Annotated in this window: 25 protein-coding genes; 22 read left to right on the top strand and 3 right to left on the bottom strand. The window is 29.5% G+C overall.

Annotated features, from left to right (window positions below; genetic code table 11):
* Positions 1-26: 26 nt before the first annotated feature.
* From ACQ3F0_RS14140 to ACQ3F0_RS14125, 4 genes are all read left to right on the top strand, one after another.
* Positions 27-704 carry a response regulator transcription factor gene (locus ACQ3F0_RS14140; RefSeq protein ID WP_428865961.1) on the top strand — a complete coding sequence of 226 codons (678 nt, stop codon included), beginning with the start codon at positions 27-29 and terminating at the stop codon, positions 702-704.
* Positions 701-2,071, top strand: a complete 1,371-nt coding sequence (locus ACQ3F0_RS14135; protein ID WP_428865960.1) for a sensor histidine kinase — start codon at positions 701-703, stop codon at positions 2,069-2,071. The genes ACQ3F0_RS14140 and ACQ3F0_RS14135 overlap by 4 nt, the downstream gene beginning before the upstream one ends.
* 164 nt (positions 2,072-2,235) lie before the next feature.
* A complete protein-coding gene (locus tag ACQ3F0_RS14130; protein WP_428865959.1) occupies positions 2,236-3,063 on the top strand; it encodes a 4Fe-4S binding protein in 828 nt (275 codons plus the stop codon).
* Positions 3,063-3,791, top strand: a complete 729-nt coding sequence (locus ACQ3F0_RS14125) for a hypothetical protein (RefSeq protein WP_428865958.1) — start codon at positions 3,063-3,065, stop codon at positions 3,789-3,791. The genes ACQ3F0_RS14130 and ACQ3F0_RS14125 overlap by 1 nt, the downstream gene beginning before the upstream one ends.
* A gap of 36 nt (positions 3,792-3,827) precedes the next feature.
* Here the strand turns inward: ACQ3F0_RS14125 and ACQ3F0_RS14120 are convergent, their stop codons facing one another.
* The 3 genes from ACQ3F0_RS14120 to ACQ3F0_RS14110 are packed head-to-tail and all read right to left on the bottom strand — an operon-like array spanning position 3,828 to position 6,232.
* Positions 3,828-4,559: an ABC transporter permease gene (locus ACQ3F0_RS14120; RefSeq protein WP_428865957.1), complete on the bottom strand. Its 732-nt coding sequence runs from the start codon at positions 4,557-4,559 to the stop codon at positions 3,828-3,830.
* Between the two features lie 12 nt (positions 4,560-4,571).
* Positions 4,572-5,324, bottom strand: a complete 753-nt coding sequence (locus ACQ3F0_RS14115) for an ABC transporter permease (protein WP_428865956.1) — start codon at positions 5,322-5,324, stop codon at positions 4,572-4,574.
* Positions 5,321-6,232, bottom strand: a complete 912-nt coding sequence (locus ACQ3F0_RS14110; RefSeq protein WP_428865955.1) for an ABC transporter ATP-binding protein — start codon at positions 6,230-6,232, stop codon at positions 5,321-5,323. The genes ACQ3F0_RS14115 and ACQ3F0_RS14110 overlap by 4 nt, the downstream gene beginning before the upstream one ends.
* A 153-nt stretch (positions 6,233-6,385) precedes the next feature.
* Between ACQ3F0_RS14110 and ACQ3F0_RS14105 the strand changes: the two genes are divergently transcribed.
* The 18 genes from ACQ3F0_RS14105 to ACQ3F0_RS14020 all read left to right on the top strand — a co-directional run bounded on the left by ACQ3F0_RS14105 (position 6,386) and on the right by ACQ3F0_RS14020 (position 25,759).
* Entirely contained in the window at positions 6,386-7,096 is a 711-nt protein-coding gene (locus ACQ3F0_RS14105; protein ID WP_428865954.1) for a response regulator transcription factor, read from the top strand.
* Between the two features lies 1 nt (position 7,097).
* Positions 7,098-8,477, top strand: a complete 1,380-nt coding sequence (locus tag ACQ3F0_RS14100; RefSeq protein ID WP_428865953.1) for a HAMP domain-containing sensor histidine kinase — start codon at positions 7,098-7,100, stop codon at positions 8,475-8,477.
* A gap of 29 nt (positions 8,478-8,506) precedes the next feature.
* The gene (locus ACQ3F0_RS14095) at positions 8,507-12,214 is read left to right on the top strand and encodes a LuxR C-terminal-related transcriptional regulator (protein WP_428865952.1); all 3,708 of its coding nucleotides are present in this window, start codon (positions 8,507-8,509) and stop codon (positions 12,212-12,214) included.
* 71 nt (positions 12,215-12,285) lie between these two features.
* Positions 12,286-12,990: a response regulator transcription factor gene (locus tag ACQ3F0_RS14090; RefSeq protein ID WP_428865951.1), complete on the top strand. Its 705-nt coding sequence runs from the start codon at positions 12,286-12,288 to the stop codon at positions 12,988-12,990.
* Complete coding sequence (locus tag ACQ3F0_RS14085) at positions 12,990-13,898, top strand: sensor histidine kinase (RefSeq protein ID WP_428866084.1); 909 nt, start codon at positions 12,990-12,992, stop codon at positions 13,896-13,898. The genes ACQ3F0_RS14090 and ACQ3F0_RS14085 overlap by 1 nt, the downstream gene beginning before the upstream one ends.
* Before the next feature lie 113 nt (positions 13,899-14,011).
* Positions 14,012-14,932, top strand: coding sequence for an ABC transporter ATP-binding protein (locus ACQ3F0_RS14080; RefSeq protein ID WP_428865950.1), 921 nt, complete (start codon positions 14,012-14,014; stop codon positions 14,930-14,932).
* On the top strand, positions 14,925-15,671 hold the full coding sequence (locus ACQ3F0_RS14075) for an ABC transporter permease (RefSeq protein ID WP_428865949.1): 747 nt from the start codon (positions 14,925-14,927) through the stop codon (positions 15,669-15,671). The genes ACQ3F0_RS14080 and ACQ3F0_RS14075 overlap by 8 nt, the downstream gene beginning before the upstream one ends.
* 12 nt (positions 15,672-15,683) lie before the next feature.
* Complete coding sequence (locus tag ACQ3F0_RS14070) at positions 15,684-16,418, top strand: ABC transporter permease (protein WP_428865948.1); 735 nt, start codon at positions 15,684-15,686, stop codon at positions 16,416-16,418.
* 172 nt (positions 16,419-16,590) lie between these two features.
* Positions 16,591-17,259 (top strand): DUF6198 family protein, encoded by a 669-nt coding sequence (locus ACQ3F0_RS14065; protein WP_428865947.1) that lies wholly within the window; start codon positions 16,591-16,593, stop codon positions 17,257-17,259.
* Between the two features lie 41 nt (positions 17,260-17,300).
* Complete coding sequence (locus ACQ3F0_RS14060) at positions 17,301-18,158, top strand: CPBP family intramembrane glutamic endopeptidase (protein WP_428865946.1); 858 nt, start codon at positions 17,301-17,303, stop codon at positions 18,156-18,158.
* Between the two features lie 206 nt (positions 18,159-18,364).
* Complete coding sequence (locus tag ACQ3F0_RS14055; protein WP_428865945.1) at positions 18,365-18,562, top strand: helix-turn-helix transcriptional regulator; 198 nt, start codon at positions 18,365-18,367, stop codon at positions 18,560-18,562.
* 5 nt (positions 18,563-18,567) lie between these two features.
* Positions 18,568-19,002 carry a hypothetical protein gene (locus tag ACQ3F0_RS14050; RefSeq protein WP_428865944.1) on the top strand — a complete coding sequence of 145 codons (435 nt, stop codon included), beginning with the start codon at positions 18,568-18,570 and terminating at the stop codon, positions 19,000-19,002.
* Between the two features lie 138 nt (positions 19,003-19,140).
* Positions 19,141-19,632 carry a DUF4358 domain-containing protein gene (locus tag ACQ3F0_RS14045; RefSeq protein WP_428865943.1) on the top strand — a complete coding sequence of 164 codons (492 nt, stop codon included), beginning with the start codon at positions 19,141-19,143 and terminating at the stop codon, positions 19,630-19,632.
* A 246-nt stretch (positions 19,633-19,878) separates the two neighbouring features.
* A complete protein-coding gene (locus ACQ3F0_RS14040; RefSeq protein WP_428865942.1) occupies positions 19,879-20,844 on the top strand; it encodes a LacI family DNA-binding transcriptional regulator in 966 nt (321 codons plus the stop codon).
* Positions 20,845-21,037: 193 nt separating this feature from the next.
* Positions 21,038-22,141, top strand: coding sequence for a BMP family ABC transporter substrate-binding protein (locus ACQ3F0_RS14035; protein ID WP_428865941.1), 1,104 nt, complete (start codon positions 21,038-21,040; stop codon positions 22,139-22,141).
* 110 nt (positions 22,142-22,251) lie between these two features.
* Entirely contained in the window at positions 22,252-23,805 is a 1,554-nt protein-coding gene (locus tag ACQ3F0_RS14030) for an ABC transporter ATP-binding protein (RefSeq protein ID WP_428865940.1), read from the top strand.
* Complete coding sequence (locus tag ACQ3F0_RS14025; RefSeq protein WP_428865939.1) at positions 23,798-24,838, top strand: ABC transporter permease; 1,041 nt, start codon at positions 23,798-23,800, stop codon at positions 24,836-24,838. The genes ACQ3F0_RS14030 and ACQ3F0_RS14025 overlap by 8 nt, the downstream gene beginning before the upstream one ends.
* The gene (locus tag ACQ3F0_RS14020; RefSeq protein WP_428865938.1) at positions 24,839-25,759 is read left to right on the top strand and encodes an ABC transporter permease; all 921 of its coding nucleotides are present in this window, start codon (positions 24,839-24,841) and stop codon (positions 25,757-25,759) included.
* Positions 25,760-25,764 lie beyond the last annotated feature (5 nt).

Below are 25,764 nucleotides of genomic sequence, written 5' to 3'. Positions count from 1 at the left end.
AGTTGTACTGGGAGGAGATAAACTACATGTATACTACTAACATACTTCTAGTAGAAGATGATGAAAGAATAAGAGAAATTATTAGAAAATATATAGAAAGAGAATCTTTTGTATTATTCGAAGCTGATACTGGAGAAAAAGCTTTGAGTGAGTTAGATAAAAGAGAATATAACCTTATTATATTAGATGTAATGTTGCCAGACTTAGATGGATGGACAATATTAAGAAATATTAGAAAGTATATGGATGTTCCTGTAATTATGCTTACAGCAAGAAGTGAAGAGGATGATAAAATATTTGGATTTGAATTAGGTGCTGATGATTATGTGACTAAACCTTTTAGTTCAAGACTACTATTAGCAAGAATGAAGGCGTTACTAAAGAGAAATAGTGAATCTTCAATAAAAAGCACACTAGAGATAAATGGAATAACAATAAATAAAGAATTTAGGCAAGCGTTTATGGATGGAAACAAGTTAGACTTAACTCCAATTGAGTATAGTTTGCTTTTATATTTTGCTGAAAATAGTAATATTGCCTTATCAAGAGGTAATATATTAGATGCCGTTTGGGGATATGATTATTATGGAGACGAAAGAACTGTAGATACTCACGTGAAGAGACTACGAAAAAAGTTATCTTATAAAAGTAAGTTAGTTGAAACAGTAAGAGGGTATGGATATAGGATGGTGAAAGAACAGTGAGAAGATCTATTAGTTTAAAAATCTTTGTTGTATTTATAGCTTTTACATTTAGTTTGTTTTTATTTATAGGTTTGACTACAAAGTTTTTTCTTCCTAAGTATTATAAGAGTGAGAAAATAGCATCAATTAAAGAATACACTACAAAAATTACTAATATCTATGATGCAGATGATAATAATAGTATAAGTAAAGTGAAAGACTTATTTGACCACATGCAAAGCGAAATAGGGGGAGATATTTATACTGTTGATAAAAATGGCACAATTAAAGGTGCAGGTAAACTAAGAAGAAAACATGAAGATACATACACTATAAATGGAAATGTTTTTCAATATCAATTTACCAATAAAATGGGGATTGATATATATATATTTGGGGTAAGGGTTGGAGAAGATTATTTATTATATGAAGTTTCTATCGAATCTCTTGATAATGCAGTAGATATTATGCTTAATTTTTTTATTTATATTTTAATGGTAAGTCTTATATTATCCATTATTGGTGCTTATTTTATTTCAATTAAGATATCAAAACCAATTAAAAATTTAAATAATTTAGCTCTACAGATGAAATCAAAACAAATTAAGTCAATTATGAATATCGATAGAAAAGATGAAATCGGCCAGCTTAGTAATTCTTTGAATTTGTTATACGAAGAGCTGCTTTCAAATATCCAAAGATTAGAATCCGAATTAAAAAAAGAAAGATCTGTAGAGAAGCTTAAAAAGCAGTTTCTAGCACAAGCAACTCATGAATTGAAAACACCTATATCAGTTATTCAAGGATATTCGGAGTTAGTTTATGATGGTATGTATAAGAGCGAAGAAGAAAAAGAAGGGTATATTGAAAATATTATTAGGGAAACAGAAAGTATGAGTACTCTTATAAATGATGTTTTAGATTTTTCAAAAATAGAAAATGGATTTTTTACTATTCACAGAGAACAAGTTTATATAAACTCTTGGCTGAATAAGATTTCAACAATATTTAGAGAATATGTTAATAGTAGAGGATTTGAAATGGTTACTAGTAATACGGTAGGCGATTTATCTATAAATATTGATCCACTAAGAATGGAGCAAGTCGTCAAGAACTTGCTTTCAAATGCTTTGGAACATTCAGATAAAAAAATTATTCTAAATGCTTATAATTTAAATGATAAATTAGCAATTGAAGTTATCAATACTGGATGTAAAATTCATGAAGAAGACCTTCCTTTTATTTTTGATAGTTTTTATAAAAGAAAAGGAAAGAAAACAGGAACTGGGCTAGGCCTTGCAATAGTAAAACAAATTATCATACAGCACGAAGGTGATTTTAGGGTAGAGAATCTAGAAGACGGTGTTAAATTTAGTGTGATTGTATAGAAGCATATATAGCTATAAAGATATTAAAACTTTTTAGCTATATATGCTTTTGATTTTTTACATATTGTTGTCACAAATTCGCCATATAAGGTTAGTAATATTTACTTAAAGAATAAGAAAGAGATAAATGTATGCAGTAGTTTATCTCTATATGGGAGGTAAATATGAATAAATCAAAAAAAATAAGATTATTTAGTCAGATATTTTTCTTTGTTTTAGTAGGATTTATAGCTTTTAATCATTATTTAAGTGAAATAGGAAGAACAATACCCTTAATAGGATCAGCATCACTACATGCTATATGTCCATATGGTGGCGTTGAAACATTTGTATCTTTAATTAGCTATGGTGTTTTTGTTAAGAAAATTCATTCATCAGCATTAGTACTTACAGGTATTATATTAGTTTTAGCAATAATAGTTGGACCAGTAGTATGCAGTTATATTTGTCCACTTGGAAGTGTTCAAGAATGGATAGGCAAAATTGGTACAAAAATTTTCAAGGAAAGATATAATACGTTTGTTCCCAAAAAATATGATAAATTCTTAAGATTTACTCGATATTTTGTTTTAGTATTTACTGTTTATTTAACAACTAATTCATTAAAGTTAATATTTTTAGAGGTAGATCCATATTATGCTTTATTTAATTTTTGGTCAGATGAAGTTACTTTAGGTGGAATAATAGTGTTAGTAGTAATTTTATTATCATCATTATTTATAGAAAGACCTTGGTGTAAATATGCTTGTCCTTTTGGAGCGCTAGTGGGATTAACTAATCTATTTAGTATTTTTAAGATTAGAAGAAATAAAAATACATGCATTGATTGTAAGAAATGTGATTTAATTTGTCCTATGAATATTGAGGTATCAACTAAAGAAGTAATTTTAGATCATCAGTGTATAAGATGTGGAAAATGTACATCAGAAGAAGAGTGTCCTGTGGATAATACAGTTAATTTAACAATAAAAGGCTTTGAGGAGGGGAAATAATGAAGCTAAAAAGTAGTCTATTAATTTTAATAATTTTTGTAGTCTTGTTTGGAGGAATTTTAGTATCTAAATCCCTAGGCTGGTGGCAAACAGAATCTTCAAAACAACCTAAAATAATTACTTCAGGTAAATTTGAAGGCATGCCTGACCCAGAAGATATTAGAGGATCTTATTCTTTTAAAGATATAGAAAATGCATTTGGTGTAAAATCTAATTTGTTAGCAGAGGCTTTTAATATTGATACAGTTTCACCTGATGAATTAAAGGCTAAAGATTTAGAAAGTATTTATTCAGATTTAGGAGATGATATTGAGATAGGGACAGGAGCAGTTAAATTGTTTGTATCTTTTTATACAGGATTGCCTTATGAAGGATATGATTATCTTCCAACTTCAGCTATTGATGTTCTAAAAGAAGAAGGTAAATGGACAAGTGAAATGGAAAATTTGTTAGGAGATAGAATAGTTGAATTAAAGGAAGAAAATAGAATAGCTACTATAGATAAAGATGAATCTAGTCAGGAAGAAGATCATGATGATGAAATAGCAGTTAAAGGTAAAACAACTGTAAGTGAAGTAATATCTTGGGGTATAGATAAAGAAACTATTGAAGAAATTGTAGGTATTGAAATTCAAAATGTTAATTTAACAGTTAGGGATATATGTCAAGAAAATGGAGTATCTTTTTCAGGAATAAAAGATCAATTGAATAGTTTATTGGAGCAATAAATATCTGCCGTCGTGAAACGTCACGGCAGATATTTTTTATGCAACTACATCAACCTTTTTTAATCTACCAATTGTAAGACAAGAGAATAAAATAGTGAAAACGGCATTCATAAATAAAAATTGAATCATACTAAAAGTATTCAATCCTTTTTGACTGATAACACCCATTCCGATTGTGAGAAGAGAATGAGGAAAAAACATACCCAATTTCAGTAGATACATACCTAAACCCATAAAAACACAGCAAATACTTATACCAATAGGAGTTGCAAAACTTCGGATACGTATGGATAATCCCAGTTGTAGAGATGCTATTGTAATAGTTGCTAACCAACCTCTTAATGTCCATCCTAAGATTTCTATAGGAATTTGTGAAGATAGTCCCATTATTTTACCTGAACAGAAATATAAGAATATTAAGAAAATCTGTACAGTGAAAAGTAGTATTGTAACAATTACTAGTTTCGAAATAAATATCCACTTAATTGGAATTGGAGAAGTCATTATTGTGTTCCAGTTTTTGTTCATATGTTCTAGTCTACATACATAAGAACAACAAATAGCAATGAGAATAGGAAGAAAGAATTCGCCATAAAATAAGCTTACTTGTGTCCATAGACTATACCATTCATTTTTTAATACTCCTTGGTTAAAGTAGAAATTAAAGTTACCAAATAAAACACTTATAATTGGAAGCGTAATAAGTACAATCCATATAAATGAATGACGTAACTTTAACCATTCAGCAGTAAGAATTTTTTTAAACATAATAAGTCCTCCTTATACTTCTTTTTTAGAAATATGAATATTTCCAATAATATAAAATATTAAAGTCATTGCCACAGCTATAGATAGTTTTTCTACACCAGGATTTTTAATAGTATATTGTATTGATGAATTTATAAATTGATATTTAACAGGAGATAGATAAGTGTAGTAAGACCAAATTAGTATAGGACGTATAATCAAAGGTAATAAATCTGATACTAATCCAATAAAACCACCAACCATTCCTAAACAAAGGGCAAATGCCTGATTCTTAATTGATGAACTTACCCATTGTTGTAATGCTAGTATTGCCATACTTGTAAGCATTGTACCTCTAATGAAACTGACAAATAGAGGGATAGATAATATGTCTGAGAAGGATTTTAAACTCCCGAAAACACCTATAGCAAGGGCTTGTAAGATAATAGCATAAAGCATAAGTGCACATGAACAAATATATTTAGATAAATATATTTGTCTAGGATGTAAATTCGAGCATATTAATAGTTTCCAAGTACCACCTTTATATTCCATATCCCATATACGTGAAGCAACAATTGCAGAAATAATTGGCAAAAAGAAACCATTCATAGAGGTTATCATGTAGAATAATCCATGCCATTCATTAATACTGGGGTCACTGGACATATATTTACTAGTGGCCATAAAAGCCCATAAGAGTTCTATGCTCAAAAATGCGGTTATCATTATAAATATTTTTTTACGACGTAGCTTAAAAAATTCTAGGATTACAGCGTTAATCATAGACTTCGCTCCTTTCCAGTAAGTTCAAGAAAGTAATCCTCCAAACTTTTTCTTTTTTCTTCAATGCGGGTAACATTTATTTCATTTGTTATAAGTAGTTTATTCACATATGCTACTTGAGAATTTTTTAGGTTTTCAAAGATTAAACGATCATCATTCTGTACAGGCATATATCCAGCTCTAAGCAATATTTTATTGGCTGATTTATTATTTTCAGTTTTTATAGAAATATAAGATTTGCTTTTTGTATTCAGTGAGTCCATACTACCTTGGAATAGAAGATTCCCATCGTTTATGATACCTACTGAGGTAGCCATTTGTTCAATTTCTGATAGAAGATGAGTTGAAATTAAAACAGTAATCCCATAACGTTGAGGTAAAGATTTGATAAGTTCTCTAACTTCTCTAATTCCGTTTGGGTCTAGGCCATTTGTAGGTTCATCAAGTATTAGAAGTTTTGGGAAATTTATTAGTGCCATTGCAATTCCAAGACGTTGCTTCATTCCTAAGGAATAGTGCTTAACTTTTTTGCTTTTCTGATTTTCTAGGCGAACAATTTTTAAAGATTCGTTAATATTTTTATTAGGTACATTTCGTAGACGTTGTATTACGCGCAAGTTTTCTAAACCTGTTAAATGACCATAGTAGGATGGAGATTCAATTAGTGAGCCAGTTTGGTTTAAAATATATTCGCGGTTTTTATTTAAATTCTTTCCTAAAATCGTTACATTTCCTCTAGTTGGTTTAGCTAGACCCAAGAGCATTTTAAGTGTAGTGGATTTTCCAGCTCCGTTTGGTCCAAGAAATCCATAAATATCCCCTTCGTAAACACTCATATTCACTTTGTTGACTCTGTAAGTGCCATTATAACTTTTTGACAATTTGTTTGTTGATACTATTGTATTCATTGATATTTCAACTCCAATCTTTATATATATACTAGGTTAATTACCTTACTAAAAACTGAAGCTAGCCTTACGATAACCTTAAATATTTTTATATAAGGAAAATTTTATCAAAATACTATAATATTTATGTATAATAAAAGTAGGTGATTAAATATGGAAAATATAAAGAATAGAAAAATACTTATTGTTGATGATGAATTTGAAATAAGAAAAATGGTGGAGAGTTTTTTACGAAAAGAAGGATTTACACGAATATATTTTGCTGCAAATTGTGAAGAGGCGTTAACAGTTTGTCGTTCAAATAGTATACATATTGCAATTCTAGATGTTATGTTGCCAGATGGAGATGGATTTCAGTTACTTTCTTCAATAAGGCAGTTTTCTCAAATGCCTGTACTTTTTCTAACAGCTAAAGGAGACGATCAAGATCGGTTATTAGGATTAGGTCTAGGCGCAGATGATTATATTGTTAAGCCTTTTTTGCCACGAGAGCTTATTCTTAGGCTTACTGCTATACTTAAACGTGTTTATACAACTACTATGATTGAACAATTACCAGTTTTTATGGTTCAAGGAAGTACTATTGATTTGGAGAGTGCTGTAGTACATGGTAATAGAGGAGACAAATCATTGACCGCTAAGGAGCACAGAATTCTTCTCAAATTATATGAAAATAGAGGTCGTATTGTTATAAGTGATACTTTATGTCAGGCAGTTTGGGGAGATGATTATTATGGTTATGAAAATACTTTGATGGTACATATTAGACGAATCAGAGAGAAAATAGAAATAAATCCGTCTAAGCCCAAAAGTCTTCTTACTGTTAGAGGTCTAGGGTATAAATTATTGGTTGAGGAACGATAAAATGGAAGGTATCACACGAATACTAAGGAAATTTATTTATATAACAGTATTAATATGCTTTATTTTATTTCTTCTCAATTTTATTATATTAGGTATTTTTGTATTCAAGGGGAGTAGCAGGGGGCAATCACCAGAAGAAGTAGTTCAAAATATAGAGGCTGAACTTGATTATAAGGATACAGATTATGTTTTAGGTGATAAAGCAAAAAAAATGTTGGTAGATAATAATGCATGGGCAATGCTTATAGATGTAAGGGGTAAAGTAAGGTGGAATTATAATTTACCACAGGAAATTCCTCTTACTTATAATTTGATTGATATAGCAAAGTTTTCACGAAATTATTTATTAGACTATCCTGTTTTTATTTGGGAGCATAATGATGGCCTTGTTGTTATTGGTTATCCCAAAAATAGTCTTGCAAGATATTCTGTATATTATCCAATAAATTGGATAAGAAGATTACCAATAAGGATATTTATTTTGTTTATAGTAAATGTTTTATTAGCTTTATTTATATCAATTCTGATGGGGGTTAGGGTAACTAAATCTGTAAAACCTCTTATTGTAGGAATACATGCTCTTGCTAATGAAGAGTCTACTTTCGTTGATACAAAAGGTATTTTCTGTGAACTTGCAAAAAGTATCAATCGTACGTCAAATATGTTGCAAGACAAAAATACTGCCCTTAAATCGAGAGATGAAGCACGTTCCAATTGGATTGCAGGTGTTTCACATGATATTAGAACTCCTCTTTCTATGGTTCTTGGTTATTCTAGTGAACTGGAGGAAAATGAAGTTTTACCTAAAGAGCAGAGGGAACAGGCAAGCATTATTAGAAAACAGGGGGAAAAACTTAAATCACTAATTAGTGATTTAAACCTTGTATCCATGTTGGAATATGAAATGCAGCCATTAAACTTAAAAACTATTAGATTGTCAACACTTGCAAGGCAAGTTGCTTCAGAGTTTCTTAATAATGGATTAGATGAAAGATTCACAATAAACTTGGATATTCCTATAGAGCATATCAAAGTACAAGCTGATGAAAAATTACTTTTTCGGGCAATAAACAATTTGGTTCAAAATAGCATTACTCATAATCCGGATGGATGTGAAATTTTATTAAAAACATGTATTCTCTCAGATGAGACAACATGTTGCTTTATTGTAGGAGATAATGGAACAGGAATATCTCAGGATGTACTTCTTCATTTAAAAGAACTTCCATATTCTCTAAGCAAAAATAATATTACTAATAATGGGCATGGGTTAGGTATACCAATGGTTGCAAGGATTATTAAAGCACATAAAGGTCAGTTTTTATTGGAAAGTAGTGTTGGAAAAGGTGTAAATGCAGTGATTAAACTTCCACTAACATAATATTTATATAATCAAAGGATGGATATTATATGAAAGATTTGATTGAAGAAAAAATGAATAAAACTATTATTGCAAGAGATTATGAGATGAATTCTGTAAAAAAGCATTTTGATCGGGTTTTAGAAGATAATACAGCAGTTGTTTTCATAAAGGGGGGACCTGGTATTGGAAAGACTTTTTTTGTAGAACACGTTGTAAGAGAATTGGCGAGCAATGATGTAACTTTTGTATATGGGAAAAATATACAAAACAATAAAAGACCTTTCATAGCTATATCTGAGATTATTGAGGAAATGACAAAGCATGTATTAACTTTACCTTATGAACAATTAAAAAATATAAAAAGTACTATATCGAAAGTACTAGGTGATGATATTGAAATCATAACAACTATTAGTCCCTTATCAAGAAAACTTTTCCCAAAGCATAAATCAATTAATATTGACAATTACGAAAAACTAAAATATCGTATAAAAAAAGTATTATATCAATTTTTATCAACTATTTCAGAGGCTTTATTTCCATTGATTATATTTATTGATGATATACAATGGATAGATAAACCTTCTTTTGAATTGATAGAAAGTATTTGTAAGGATAGTGAAGGATTAAATTTAATGCTTATACTAGCTTATAGAGATAATGAACAGGAGTTTTTAGATAAGGTAAAGACACTAACCAAAATCAAAAATATACAAAATCGTTCTTTGAGTATTATATTACAACCATTAACAGAAAGACATATTAAAGAATATATAAACCTAGTTTTGGGTAAAAGAATTGAAAACTCCGATTACTTAGTAAGAATAATTTATGGGATAACTTCTGGAAATCCTTTTTACATAAAAACTCTGTTAGATATTTTTGTTGAAAAAGATATCTTGGCTTTTCTCTCTAATAAGGAAAAATGGATAGTTAACTTCCATAATATGAATAAGTTTACTCTACCTAAAGATATAGAACAAATGATTTATGGCAAAATAACAATGCTAAGTGATAGTGAAAAAGCTATTCTCCAAATAATAGCTTGTTTTGATGGCAAGGCAACCTACTCTCAAATAAAGGGAATAATAGACTGCGATGAAATTTCTCTTAAAGCAGAGTTGAAAAAATTATGCGAAAGAGCATTTATAGTACCTAAAACTTTGAGTGATTTTGAGCAGCAGATTATTAGATATGATTTTATACATGATATTCCTTTAGAAGTTGTATATAAAGATATTGCTATTAAAGAAAGAGAAGATATCCATTATAAGATTGCTAAAACTATTCTTTTTACAGATAGTAAATTTGTTAAAAATAGTAGATTGTTTATGGCATCACAATTGTTACGTTCAAACTATGAAAGCCGTATAGGAGATTGTACAAATTTACTATGGATTAATCATCTTTATGATGCGGGTATAGAGGCAAAGCAAACTACTGCAGTTGAACAAGCATTAAAAATATTTGAACTATGCTTACTATTTTTGAAAAAAGATGAATCTTTAGAGTTTAAAGATTTAGAAATGAAGATTGAACTGGAGTTAGCAGAATGTAAATTTTTATGTGAGGATATTAAATCCGCTATTGAAATATTCCAAAGGCTAATTGAAAAACATAATACAGATAAAAACATTATAATTATCAAGAGCAAGTATATGAATATGTACTCCTATATTGGAGAAAGTGATAAAGCAATTGAATTAGGTATAGAAGTACTTTCACATTTAGGCTTTAGTTTTGATCTAGAAGATTTCAACAGTGAACTATTAAAAGTACAATCACTATTTTCAGATAAAAAAATAGAAGAATTGATTAATGCACCTTCTATTCAAGATGAAAGAATACTAACTATATTGGAAATTTTAAATCAAATGATACCCCCAGCTAATTACTTAGATTATAATGTGTTTACCTTAATTCTTGTAAATATGGGTGTTCTTTCAGCAGAACACGGTAGTTCTTCTTTTTCACCTTTAGGGTATGCAGCTTGTAGTTTTATTTTTTATCATGTATGGAATGATTATAAAAAGGGAGAAAGACTAGCGAATATTACTTTGGAATTATTAAGAGATACAGAGGATTCAGAGATAAAAGATATTGTATATTCATTTATGGCAACATTTGTGACACATTGGTATAAACCGTTTGGTAAATCTATCGATTATTTAGATATGGCTATAGAGGAAGGAATTAAGGCTGGTGAATTCGTATATAGTAGTTATGGAATAGTATCTAGCATATATGCAAAATATGTTATGGGTAAGTGTTTTGAAGAAATTAAGTCTGAAACCTATGAGAAATTGAAAGCCTTACAAAATGTAGGAACTCATGCTTTGAAATTTAACCAGTATTTTATTAATCTACATCTAAAATACTTACAGAAGGGGAGCGTATTAGAAAAAGATAAAGGAATAATAGAAGAACCAGAAAGTTATGATAGTGCTGAAAGTGTTATTTATTATGTGCTGAAGTTACAACGATTATATTTAGAAGGAGAATTTGAAAAAGCTTATAGTATTGTAGAAAATATAAGACCTTATATAGGACTTTTAAAAGGTCATATAATGTATATGGAAATTGTATTTTTTTGTATATTAGCAAGACAAGCACAACATAAAGAACTAGAAGAAAACCAAAAGGAGAAAAATAAATCTGATATTCAAAATGATTTAAAGGAATTAAAAGAAGCTATTGAGTACTATGATGGAAATCACTATATAAGATATTTACTTACTCTAGGTAGTTATGAAGCTATTTTTGAAGATGGGAAGCGTGCTGCGAATTATTATAATGAGGCTATAAGTTTATCTGAAAGAGATGGAAACATATATTTAGAGGCATTAGGTAATACTTTAGCTGCCAGGTATTATAAGAAGCATAAAAAATTGTGTGAATTCTATGCTAAAGAGGCAATAGATTGTTATGAGAGATGGGGAGCAACTTATATAGCTAGAAAGATAGAAAAAGAATTTGAAATTTTAGTTATGCCATTTCCTTCTGAAAAACAAGAAAGTAATATGGTAATGAATGATATTCTAAACCATATAAATAGGATAGAAGAAATGAATGAAAAACAGGGGTTTGCATATATTTTAGATTATCTTCTTAAAAAATCTGTAGCGGATTTCGGAGCTATTTTATTTGAAAAATGCGATGAAATGCATGTTGCATATAAGTGCGAAAAAGAAGGTCAAGTTTATGCCTATCCTGACATTGTTAATATTAAATTTATTAGCAATATGTCAAGAAAAATTATTAGATATGTTGCAAGAACAGGTGAAGAAGTATTCTTAAAAAACAAACCTAGTGATGGAATATTTGCTAAAGATATTTACATTATGGACAAAGAAAATATATCTATAATTTGCGTACCTATGCACTATATGGGAATATTTATTGGCTTAATTTATCTTGAAAGTATAGGATACAAAGGATTAGATAAAAGTATTGTTTCAATAATTAAGGGAGTAATTCCTTCTCTAATGTTAAAACAAACCATTATAAAAAATATAAATATTCACAATATACTTCATCCTAAAAAAGGAATATCATCGTTAACAGAACGAGAATTAGAAATATTAGAATTAGTAGCTGATGGATTATCAAACACGGATATTAGCAAAAAATTCTTTATTTCATTAGGTACAGTGAAAAGTCATTTGAACAATATCTATAGTAAGTTAGAAGTGGATAGTCGAATAAAAGCTGTAGTGAAAGCAAAAGAAATGAATATTATAAAGCAAATTTATTAAACCTACTAAAATGCAATGGTAGGTTTTTCTATATTTTAACAATATGATATAATTAACAACGAGGTGATGTTATGGATAATTTGAAGATTTTAGTCGTTGAAGATGATTTTAATATAAATAATATGATAAAAGAAGCGTTGTTAAAAGAAGGATATGACATAGGACAAGCTTTTCATGGACTTGAAGGGGTAGAAAAGTTTAATAATAGCAGCTATCATATGGTAATAATGGACATAATGATGCCTGTTATGGATGGTATTGAGGCAATGAGACAAATTAGAGAAAAGAGCAAGGTACCTATTATTATACTTTCTGCTAAGGGAGAGGAAACAGATAAAATTATAGGGCTTGGCATGGGTGCAGATGATTATATTGTAAAACCTTTTTCAATTCCAGAACTTATTGCAAGAGTTAAATCTAATATAAGAAGAGCTGTTTATTATAACGAAACTACACCTACAGAAGAAAATATCATATATGAGTTTGGTGATATAAGATTTGATATGAAAAACTATGTAGTTACAAAAGCAGGAAAAGAACTTACGCTAACTGCAAAGGAAATGAAAATTTTACAGCTTTTCTTTAAGAATCCAAATAGAGTGTTTACTAAGGTTCAGATATATGACAACGTATGGGGAGAGGATTTTGTAACAGATTATAATACTGTAACAGTACATATGAGAAGGCTTAGAAGTAAAGTTGAAAATGATCCAAACAAACCTAGTCTTATAGAAACAGTTTGGGGTATAGGTTATAAACTGGCAGGTAATAAATGATGAACTGGATATTATTAATTATAATTATAGTGCTGTCCTTGTTGTTATTTAATGACAAAAAGAAGACTAAAATGATTAGTGGAAAATTAGAAAATATTCTAAAAGAAGATTCAAGAGAAAGAATAAGAGCTAATAATCTAAGTATGGATAAGAAAGAGTTAGTAGAGGAAATTAATATTTTTCTAGATAGATATCAGCATGTTTCTGTTGATAATAAAAATTATAAAGAAAGACATAAAAAAATGATTTCTAACATTTCTCATGATATAAGAACTCCTCTTACTGCTTTGATGGGATATGTTCATTTACTGAAGGATAATACTCTTAAAGAAGACAAAAAAAATGAGTATATAGATATTATTTATGAAAGAGGAAATGCGTTAGTAGAACTTATGGAAGAGTTTTTTCAAATGGCAAAGCTTGAAGGTAATGATGCAGAATTACAAAATGAAAAGGTTAATATAACAGAAGCTATTAGGCAAAATGTAATTAATTTTATGAATGAAATTAATGAAAGAGAAATAACAATGCAAATAGATATTGGAGAGGAAGAAGCTTTTGTCCTTGGCGACAAGAGTGCATTGAATCGAGTTATTACAAATCTTATATCAAATAGTTTAAAATACGGACAAGATGGAAAATTTGTTGGTATCAGTTTAAATCAAGATGATAAGAATGTTAAATTAATAGTATGGGATAAAGGAAAAGGAATTGAAAAAGATAAACTTCCATATATTTTTGACAGATTATACACAGCAGAAAATTCGAGAAATAGAAAATTTCAGGGAAGCGGTTTAGGCCTTTCTATTGTAAGAAAGCTAGTGGAAAATATGGATGGAAATATAATAGCTGAAAGTATTTCTAATGAAAAAACAAGCTTTATAGTAACACTTCCTAGATATAGATAAGTTTGATTATTTAATAAATTTGTAATAATTATGTAGTTTGGATTTAAGGATTATCTTCTATTATTTATATTAACAGGAGATAATCCTTAATTATTTTAGAGGAGGAAATATTAATGAAACATATAATAAGAACTTATAATTTAACAAAAAGATACGGCACCACAGCTGTAGTTGATAATGTAAATATGAATATTAAAAAAGGTGAAATATATGGATTTTTAGGGAGAAATGGAGCCGGTAAAACTACAACTCTAAGAATGATAATGGGACTTATTTCACCATCAAAAGGAGAATGCGAAATCTTTGGAAAGAAGATGAGAGATAGAGAGGTATATGGGAGAATAGGGGCGGTAATAGAAACTCCAGGTTTTTATCCTAACTTAACGGCAAGAGAGAATCTTGATATTCACAGAAGAATGATGGGTATACCTAATAAGGAATATATTGATGAAGCTCTACAAATTGCTGGACTTAGTGATTATGATATAAAAAAGAAAAAGGTTAAAAAATATTCTCTAGGTATGAAGCAAAGATTAGGTCTTGCAAGAGCATTACTTCACAAACCAGAGTTACTAATTCTAGACGAACCAACTAATGGCCTTGATCCTGTGGGAATAAAGGAAATCAGAGAGACTTTACTTCAACTCAATAAAAAAAGAGAGATAACTGTCCTTACATCAAGCCATATACTTGGAGAGATTCAGCAACTTGCAACTAATATTGGAATTATTCATAATGGAAAACTACTTGAAGAGATAGATTACAATAATTTTTATAAAAAGAATAGACATTATATAAATCTAAAAGTTAGTGATGATAATAGAGCGGCAACTATTCTAGAAAATGAAATACAAATAAAAGATTACGAAGTATGGAACAAAAATACATTTAGGGTATATGAAAAATTAGATAAATCCAATGAAATTGCAAGAAATTTAATATCTGCTGGTGTAGATGTTTATGAGGTAAATGTTATGACTGATACTCTTGAAGATTACTTTGTAAAGCTTACTGGAGGTAACGGAAATGCTTGATGGATTATATTGTGAGTTCTTGAAATTAAAAAGGACAGGATATTATATTTTTATACCTATGGTCAGTTTACTTTGCTTATTTTTCTTTACAATGAATAAAAAGTTAGTATCATCACTTAATTGGTATGGATATTTTTCAAATTTTGAATATTTAGCTTTTACTATTTTCTTTGCGGTGATTATTCCTCTTATAATATCCTTTGTATTTATTCAAGAATTCAAAGAAAAAATAGCTTCAATAACGTTTTCCTATCCAAGTGGGAGATTTGGAGTTTTTATAAACAAATTCTTAATGTGTACATTGATAGTTGCTATTATTTATATAACTGGTTATATCCTTGTTGTTTTAAGCGGATTTCTTTTATTGAGAACACCTCTAGAGGTGGGAGTTATTCTAAATCATTCTAAGGTATTTTTAATTTCATTAGTTTTCCAAATCGCTCTAATGCCTTTTGCTATATTAGTGGCTTTGATTGGCAAAAGCACTATTGTTTCAAGTATATATTCTATTGCAATATTAATTCTTAATTCAAATTATATTTTTGGAGTTAAGTACAAAGAATGGGTATTTTCGATTTTACCTGCAGCACCTGTTGCAAAACTTGGTTCACCAATATGCTCTATTCCAATACCAATTAGAGATGTTGTGAGTGGATTTGATATATTTTTAGGAAGCATTGTATTCATAATTGGCTTTATAGCATGTGTAATATTTTATAAGAAAGCTAATATATATTAAGGAGGATTAAGTATGTTTGATATTGTAATATGCGAATTAAAGAAGTTTAAGGGACAATGGATATTTTTAATAATAGGTGCATTTTTACTAGTAAACGGAAGTTCATCTTCCTTAAATTCAGATACTATTATTAATGCTGATCAATTATATACGTGGATAAATCTAGGGGTATTCTCCTATGGTTTTTTGGCAACAGTAAATATTATGACAGCAATTATGTTTATACAGGAATTCAAGGACAACACTATGTCTTCAATGGTAATTTATAGGCATGAAAGATGGAAGATATTTGTCGGTAAAATAATGGCAATAATACTTGTATCATTAATACTATACATTTTAGAATTTATCATGCTAACTATTTTTAGTTATTTATCTTTTAAAGATACATTAACTTCTGCGGTTATAATAAAACATTTAGTATTAACAGCTAAGGCATTCTTCTTCCAAATGCTTATGATTACGGTGACAGCATCAATAGCTCTTGTTAGTAAAAAAATAATTGTTCCATTAATGTATATTGGTGGGCAACTTGTTATAAGTTTAATGTACTTATTTAATCCAATGCTAAGAAAAGTAATACCTTTTCCTCTTCCAGTGGTATCTAATCTTATGATTATAAAAGATGATTATGTATTTCTAAAGGATATTTCAATTATACCAAGTGCAGTTATAATAGCAATTATCATGTTTATTGGTGGACTGCTATATGGATGTTGGTATATAGAAAAAATGGAAATTCAATAAATAATCTCTTGTGAATAATAAAATAAAAAAGTCTTTAAAATATATAGTAAATATATTGAAAAAAAGGTATAATCATAGACGGATTGTTATTTTTTAAACAATTCAAAAACTTATAATTGTTAAAGAGTTAGTATATGTATAAATCTTTAGGTACAATTAGAATGGAGTAGCTATGATTAAGTGGATTATTTATATTTTGGGATATGTTTTTTGGGGAATTGGAGCATCTATAGTTCTAAATACACATATAGGTGCTGGTGGCTGGGATGCTTTGTTTGCTAATTTTTCAGCAGTATTTGGTATGTCTATTGGAACATGGATGATTATAATAACATCAATAACTACTTTGATTAGTTCATATTTACTAAAGAAACTTTATTTTCACCCCGTAATTATTGGATTTTTTATGGGATTTATTATAAATGGGTGGAACTGTGTTTTTACACCTTTATTTGCACAAATAAGTCTAGTTAATAACTATTTACTCTTTATTATAGGAATGTATATCATGAGTTTTGGGGTAGGTGCTCAAATTTATACTAAAGGAATGTTGCCTCCAGTTGAGTTTTTCGTAGTTACATTAAGAGATATAAAAGATTTTAATTTTGCATTTATAAAGACTATTGTAGAAATAGGTGCAATTATTATCGCTTTAGCGGTTGCATATTTCGGAGGAATAGGGACAGGCCAAATTAACGGAGGAACCATTATTATTGCTATATTGATAGGACCCTTGGTTAATCTAAATGTAAAAATAATAACTAAAATCTTTAATGGTAAGGGAACATGGTGTAAAAATAATGAAAGCAGTTTATTAAAAAAGAAATGGTTAGAAGCTTAGTAGTATTTAAAGTGTTTCTGAAAATTTAAAGGAGTGAAATTATGAGTTCAGATTATATTAATAAAGCTAGTGAAGGTAAGAATTCTTGTGGAAGATATGTAGGTTCTGTTTTATTAATTTTATTTATGTGGATGATAGTAGGAGGAATTTTTACTGTTATTATAGATGGAATTGGTAGATATGTTATCAAAACTGAACTAGCATTTTATATTTCATTAAATGTAGGATTTATATTTTTCTTATTAGGGATAGTTATTGCTAATAAGTCGATCCATAAAAGGACATTTAAATCACTTATTACACCGAAAGATAAAATAAGTTGGAAGAGGTTTTTTGTAGGATTTGGAGTTTATTTTCTTTTAGTTGCCATTAGTTCAGTAATTGAATATTTTATTGAACCAACTGCTGTGAGTTTTTATTCGTCTTTACCAAAACTTCTTATGTTTTTACCGTTAGCTGTTATATTTACTTTTATACAGACTTCAACAGAAGAATTATTTTTTAGAGGATATATTCTTCAAGGATTTGGACAAAGAGTTAAAAATCCTATAACCTTAGCTATTATATCTGGAGTTATATTTATGGTTCCTCATTTAGCAAATCCTGAGGTTTCAAAATCAATGCTTTTATTACCACCTTATTATTTTGGTGTGGGATTTATTTTAGCATTAGTAACTCTTAAAAGCGATAGCTTAGAATTGGCTATTGGTGCTCATGCAGCTAATAATTTTTTTGGTGCTTTTGTTATGAATTTTAAAGGTTCAGCACTAGAAGGAACTTATTCAATATGGCTAACTAGCAGATTTAGTCCTGAATATAATTTGATTTCTTTTGTAATAATAGCTATATTATTTTATATTATATTATTCAAATATCTTAAGGTAGATAAAAAATATTAATTTGATTCTAAAACCTGTTGCATATGCGGCAGGTTTTTTGTTATACAAGAGGTCGTCTATAAAACCTTATATGGAATTTTTATACAAATAAATGTAAAATGAGCTTGACATTTAAGGAGGGAGTTGCTATATTTAATGTAAAGGTAGCTTTACTTTTCAAAAAGGAGGTGTATAACCTAAGTTTTTAAAATCAACTTAGGGATAAAGTGACTAATAAAATTAAAGAATTTAGAAAATTACACAATCTAACTCAAGATGACTTAGCTTTCAAGCTTGGAGTATCTAGGCAAACTATAATTTCTTTAGAAAAAGGAAAATACAATCCCTCGATAAACTTAGCCTTCAAGATTTCTAAGATTTTTGGAAAATTAATAGAAGAAATATTTATATATGAGGAGGAATAAATAACATGAAAAAAATGGATGTAGATATTGTAAGTTATATGAAAAGTGGTTTAATGGGATTAGTTGGGCTTATAGCATGGATGTATTCTAATTCAAAGGGTATTAGTGGTGAAGGAATGGAACTTATTAAAACTTTATCTATAATGTTTTTAATAATTAGTGTTCTGGGAATAGCGATAACTAAATATTTTTCAAAGAGACCGTTAAAAAGTACAGGAGTAATTAATAAAAATGATGAAATGTTCGTTGAAATAAGAGCTAAATCTGCTAAATTAACTTTAGATATTTTAAATGTGATAGCATTTCTGTTTATAATATTAACTGGGACTCAAATAGTAACCATTGAACTTAGTATGTATTGGATCGGTATAATAGTTTTTGTAGGTATAAATATTATTAGTATTATTTCTACTTTTATACAATCTAATAGAATAGCGTAGATATTCATTTGGGATTTGATACCTGCATTCGAGACGACTGCAGGTATTATTTTATCAAAAAAATTTCTAGACAAACAAACTTTTTATAAAAAAATACGTATATAATATGTATTGAATTAAAACATTAGGAGGAAAATCATGAAAAAAAATCTAAGTTTGTTAATCGTAGTTATGTTAATTTTTACACTTGTTGGTTGTGGGAAAGCAGAACCTCAAGTGCCTGTAAGAGATATTATGAATAGTATCGAAGAGGAAGTTGAAGGAATTTCAAAATTATCAGAGATTGATTTAAAGAGTGAAGAGCTAGAGGATTTTAATAAAGAAGTAATTAAAGCTTACAATATCAACACTGATGATGTTGCTGAAGGTATTATGAAATTCCCTATGATTAACCTACAAGCAGATGAAGTTATTATTATCAAGGTGAATGATAAAGTAAAAATAGCTGAAATTGAAGAAGCATTAAAAGGACATATTGATGTTCAATTACAAGCTTTTGAGAATTACGTACCACAAAACTATGAACTAGTTAAAAATCACATTTTAGAATCTAATGGCAAATATATTTTACTTACAATTTCTAAAGATGCTGAAAAAATCCAAGAAATATTTAACACTGCTTTAAATTAATCTTTAAATACACTTTATGAGTGTGTTGCAATACAAAAACCGTGCTTATCTATAATATCCACTCTACAGTGGTACATTATAGATAAGCACGGTTTTTTATTTGTATTTTTTAGTACACTACTACCTTGTGATTGATTATACCAAATTATTTATTTAATCATTAATTTAGTAAAAAGAATTATTGACATTGTATAAAATATATTTTATAATTCAGATATGGAACATGTTCCATATAGGGAGGATATTATGGCGAATATTAGAGATGTTGCAAAAAAAGCTGGTGTTGGTATAGCAACGGTGTCAAGGTATATAAATGATGATGGTTATGTGAGCAATGAGGTGAGAGAGAAAATTCAAAGCGCAATAGACGAATTGAATTACAAACCAAATGCATTAGCCAGAGCTCTTTTTACTAAAAGTTCTATGATGATAGGACTAATAATTCCTAACATCGTAAACCCAGTTTATCCTGAGCTAGCAACAGGTATTGAAAACCGAGCTAGAGAAAAGGGTTATAATATAGTATTATCTAATACCGAGTATAGTAAAAAAAATGAGCATGATATTATAGAGATGCTGCAGAGGCATCGTGTAGATGGAATTATAGTTGCTAATGCACAATGCTCAGATGAATATATAAATAGTGAAATTCCCGTAGTTTCTATAGAGAAGAGGATTTCTAATGATATTACATTTCTTGCTTCAGATAATTTTAAAGGCGGAGAACTAGTAGCAGAGTATATTATTAAAAATGACTTAAAAAAGATATTGCATATAAAAGGCCCTGATAGTATTACGACTTCTTTGGAAAGGTTTAAGGGATTTGAGTCTAAATTGAATGAGGTAGGATTAAAATTTGATATTATTGAAGGAATTTATGGAGAGGATATTTCTTCTATAAAAAATCGTCTTAGTAATTATGAGATTGTATTCGTTTGGAATGATGATTTAGCCATTTCTGTTTTGAGTGAGTGTTATAAAATTGGACTTAATGTACCAAATGATATTCAAGTAATTGGATTTGATAATATATATTATAGCAGTAAGACAAGTCCGGCGCTAACCACTGTTGGACAATTAATTCCTAAAATGGGAGAAACCGCAGTAGATTTATTGATTGAGCAAATTCAAAATAAAAAAGCATTAGTAAAGGAACATATTTTTGATATCGAGTTTATTCAACGAAGTTCAACTAACATAATTGAAAAGTAAAAATTTGACTGTGTCACAGTCTTCTTTTTTCAACATTATGGAACATGTTCCATATAGCTGATCATTATTAAACCATGATATTATTCTCCTTTATTGTGTTTTTCATAGATATAGAATTTGATTAATGCTATAAGGGGAGAGGAATATAAAAGCTTTAAAACTAAAAAAATAGATTAAAGGGAGGAATACTATTATGAAAAAATTATCTTTATTAATGGCAGCTTTATTAGTGGTGAGTTTTGCTCTTATTGGATGTGGTACAAAGAATAAAGAGGAAGCTGAAAGTAGCGCAGGAGAAAAATTGAAAGTTGTTTTATTAATTCCAGGAAATTTAGGAGATAAGTCCTTTTTCGATGCAGCAAACAGAGGTTTAAATTTAGTAAAAGAAGAACTAAATGCTGAAACTAAAGTTATTGAAATGGGTACTGATTCAACAAAATGGGAACCTAATTTACTTGATGCAATTGAAGGGGATTGGGATCTTATTATTACTGGTAGTAGTATTACTGAGTTACTAAATGAAATGGCACCAAATTATACTGATAAGAAATTTATCAATTTTGATACAAATATTAAAGAAACTCCTGAAAATGTTTACGCAATGTTTTACAGCAGCAATGAAGGATCATTTTTAGCAGGAGCTGCTGCAGCTTTAGTAACTTCATCAGATATTGAATTTGCAAACGAAGATAAAAAAATAGGTTTCTTAGGTGGTATGGATATACCAGGAATTAATGATTTTTTGATTGGATATATAGAGGGAGCTCAATATGTTGATAAAGATACAAAAGTTGCAATTTCTTATGCAGGAGATTTTGGAGATCCCGCAAAAGGTAAGGAACTTACACTAGCTCAATTTAATAGTGGTGTAGATATTAGTTTTAACGTTGCTGGTGGCACAGGTCTTGGAGTAATTGATGCAGCAAAAGAAAAAGATAAATATGCTATAGGTGTTGATGCTGATCAAGCGATGACATTTAAGGAAACCGATGAGGAAAAATCAAATCATATTGTAACATCTGCACTTAAGCGAATTGATAACTCTATTTTGAGAGCAGTTAAAATGTACCAAGAAGGTTCATTAAAATTTGGGGTTCATGAAGAAATGGGAGTAAAAGAAGGTGGAGTTGGCCTTGCTAAAAACGAATACTATGAAAGAATACTTCCACAAGAAATTAAAGATAAATTAGAACAAATAGAAGCTGATTTGGTAAGTGGAAAGATTGAAGTAACTAGTGCTTTTGGATTAAGTTCTGAAGAAATAAATAAGATTAGAGAATCTGTTAAACCTAACTAAAAACAATGTAGTTGTGAATAAGGATAAGTTTTAAAGTCAATATATTAGTTCATCCTAATATATTGACTTATCAATAATAGGATTTTATAAACTATTTAAGGAGGCTCCAAATGAGTAATAATTTACTTGAGTTAAAAAATATTACAAAAGTATATCCTAATGGAGTTGTAGCAAATAAAAACGTTGATTTTTCACTGAAAAAAGGAGAAATTCATGCTATTTGTGGAGAAAATGGGGCAGGAAAATCTACACTGATGAAAATGCTATTTGGTATGGAACAACCTAGCGAAGGTGAAATTTTAATGAGAGGAGAAAAAATCACAATTGATACTCCTCAAAAGGCCATTGATTTTGGTATTGGTATGGTTCATCAACACTTTATGTTGGTACCTTCTTTTACAGTAGCACAAAATTTGTTGTTGGGGATTGAACCTAAAAAAGGAACAAGTATTGATATGAAAAAAACAGTTAGTATAACTGAAGAAATATCTAAAAAATACAACTTAGCAGTTGATCCAAATTTAAAGGTTCAGGATTTATCTGTAGGAATGAAGCAGAAAGTAGAAATTTTAAAGGCTCTTTTAAGAGGTGCAAAAATATTAATATTAGATGAACCAACAGCAGTTTTAACACCGCAAGAGACAGAAGAACTATTTATAGAACTAAAAAAATTAAGAGATGAAGGTCATACTATAATTTTTATCTCTCATAAACTGAAAGAAGTAAAGGCTATCTGCGATAGAATTACAATAATAAGGAAAGGACAAACAAAAGGAGTTTTCAATACAGCGGATGTAACGGAACAGGAAATATCTAAGTTAATGGTGGGGAGAGACGTAATACTGAAATACGATAAAAAAATTAATAAAGTTGGAAGTCCAGTACTTAGAGTAGAAAACTTGTGTTATAAAAATGAAAATAATAAAGAAATACTTAAAAATATAAATTTTACAGTTAACAGTGGGAAAATAGTTGGGATAGCTGGTGTTGAAGGAAATGGACAAAGTGAATTGATAAGCCTCATTACTGGAAGTGAAGAAATTGAAAAGGGAAGAGTGCTTATTAAAAACAAAGAGATTAACAATCTGACAATAAAGGAAAAAAGAAATCTAGGCGTTTCTTATATTCCAGAAGATAGAATGAGTCAAGGAGTTGCAAAAGAGGCTTCTATTAAAGAAAACATTATCTCAAACAGAATCTTCTCACAAAAATTTAATAAAGGAATATTTCTGGATACTAAGAAATTAGCAAACCTAAGTACAAATCTCATTGAAGAGTACTTGGTAAAATGCAATGGTTCTTCACAGAAGATAAAAATGCTTTCTGGTGGAAATATTCAGAAAGTTGTGGTGGCAAGAGAATGTTCTATAGGTCCTGATTTACTTATAGCTGAGCAACCAACTAGGGGTGTAGATATTGGAGCTGCACAATTCATTCACAAGCAATTGATAAAGATGAGAGATGATAATAATGCAATATTATTAGTTTCAGCAGATTTAAATGAAGTAATGGAACTTAGTGATAGCCTCCTTGTAATGTATGAGGGTGAAATAGTTGCATATTTTGATAATCTAGCAGAATTAACAGAAGAAGAATTGGGATTGTGTATGTTAGGTATTAAACGTCATTCATCTGAAGAAATTAGGAGGGCTGCACATGAATAAAGAAAAGCAATTTCAAATATTAAGAACGTTAGTTGCGGTATCAATAGCCTTAGTTCTGGCTTTCTTGATTATCTTTATGGTAAGCGATGAACCAATAAAAACTTTGTTTACATTTGTTGCAGGGCCATTGAAATCAAAAAGATATGTAGGAAATGTAATAGAATTGGCAATTCCATTAATATTTTCGGGATTGGCAACATCACTTTTATTTGAGACTGGTTTATTCAACTTAGGATCTGAAGGGATATTTTTTATTAGTGGTATAACTGCAACGGCAGTAGTATTATTCTTAAAATCTACACCTTTCTTTCATCCTATTATTGCTATATTAGCAGGATCTTTAGTAGGGATGATTGCTGCCAGTATACCAGCAGTATTAAAAGCTAAGTGGAACGCAAGTGAATTGGTAACATCCCTGATGTTCAATAGTATTTTCTTAGGTATAGGGTTATATATTTTGAATTATCATCTAAGAGACTCAAACCTTACAGAAATAGCGTCATTAAAATTTCCTGAATCAGCAAGTTTAAGCAAAATAATTCCTGGGACGAGAATCCATGCTGGACTGATTATTGCGTTGGTCATGGTTATCATAGTATATTACTTTTTATATAAAACTAAATGGGGCTATTCATTAAGAATGACCGGTATTAATCCTAAATTTGCTCAATTTTCAGGCATAAATACATTTTGGGTTATTATATATGTACATTTGATTGCTGGATTTATTGCCGGCATGGGTGGTTCTGTAGAAGTATTAGGGATGTACAATAGATTTCGATGGAGTAGTTTACCTGGATTGGGATTTGATGGTGCATTAGTGGCCATGTTAGCCAAAAACAAACCTTTTTCAGTAATAGGAGCTGCTATGTTTTTGGCATATATAAGGATAGGAGCTGATTTGATGGCTCGCTTAACTGACGTGCCTGCTGAAATGGTTGCAATAATTCAAGCAGTAATTATCTTACTAATATCAGCAGAAAAGTTTTTAGAAGTTTGGAGACATAAAATGTTACTGAAGGAGGCAAGATAAATGGATAGTTTTCTTGAAATAATTTTTACTGCAAGTTTTGGTTTTTCAATACTTAGGGTAACTACTCCGATATTATTTGCAGCTTTAGGAGCTTTAATTTCTGATAGAGCTGGTGTGGTTAATATTGGATTAGAAGGTGTAATGCTGCTTTCAGCATTATCAGGAGTAATAGTTAGTGCTTCAACTCAAAGTGCAATAGTAGGTTTGCTTGGGGCAGTATGCACAGGTATATTGTTATCTGGTGCATTAGCATATTTCACCATAAAGCTAAGAACCCATATCATACTGGGAGGTATTGCATTGAATTTATTAGCTGATGGAGGAAGCATATTTATACTATATTTACTTACTGGAGATAAAGGAACTTCAGCATCACTTCCAAGTAAAGTTTTGCCCAATATTGAATTGCCATTAATAAATAAAATACCAGTAATAGGTGAGATAATTTCAGGTCACAATGTTTTAACATATGTTGCTATACTAGCAGTTATATGTGTATATTATATGCTTAATAGAACTCCTTTGGGAATGAAGATAAAAGCTATTGGAGAGAATTCCAATGCAGCTGAATCAGTAGGAATAAAAGTGAAAAAGATACAGTATATTGCCTTGATGTTGAGTGGATTATTTGCAGGACTTGGTGGTGCATTCTTATCTATGGGGTATGTATCTTGGTTTTCTAGAAACATGTCCGCTGGAAGAGGCTGGATAGCTCTAGCGGCAGAAGCTATGGGTAGAGGAACGACTATTGGAACAGCAATTACTTCTCTTCTATTTGGTGTTGCGGATGCTTTATCAAATTCTCTACAAATACTAAATATACCATCTGAATTAATTTCAATAATACCATATGCTGCAACTGTGCTTGGGCTATGGCTCTATGCAGTTCAAACAACTAATAGAATGAAAAAAAGGAGATGAAGCTG

Origin of the sequence: Clostridium sediminicola, assembly GCF_050402865.1 — a bacterium.
Taxonomy (GTDB): Bacteria; Bacillota; Clostridia; order Clostridiales; family Clostridiaceae; genus Clostridium_AF; species Clostridium_AF sediminicola.
Note: the sequence above shows the minus strand (reverse complement) of the source record. Positions and strands in the feature narration are given on the sequence as shown.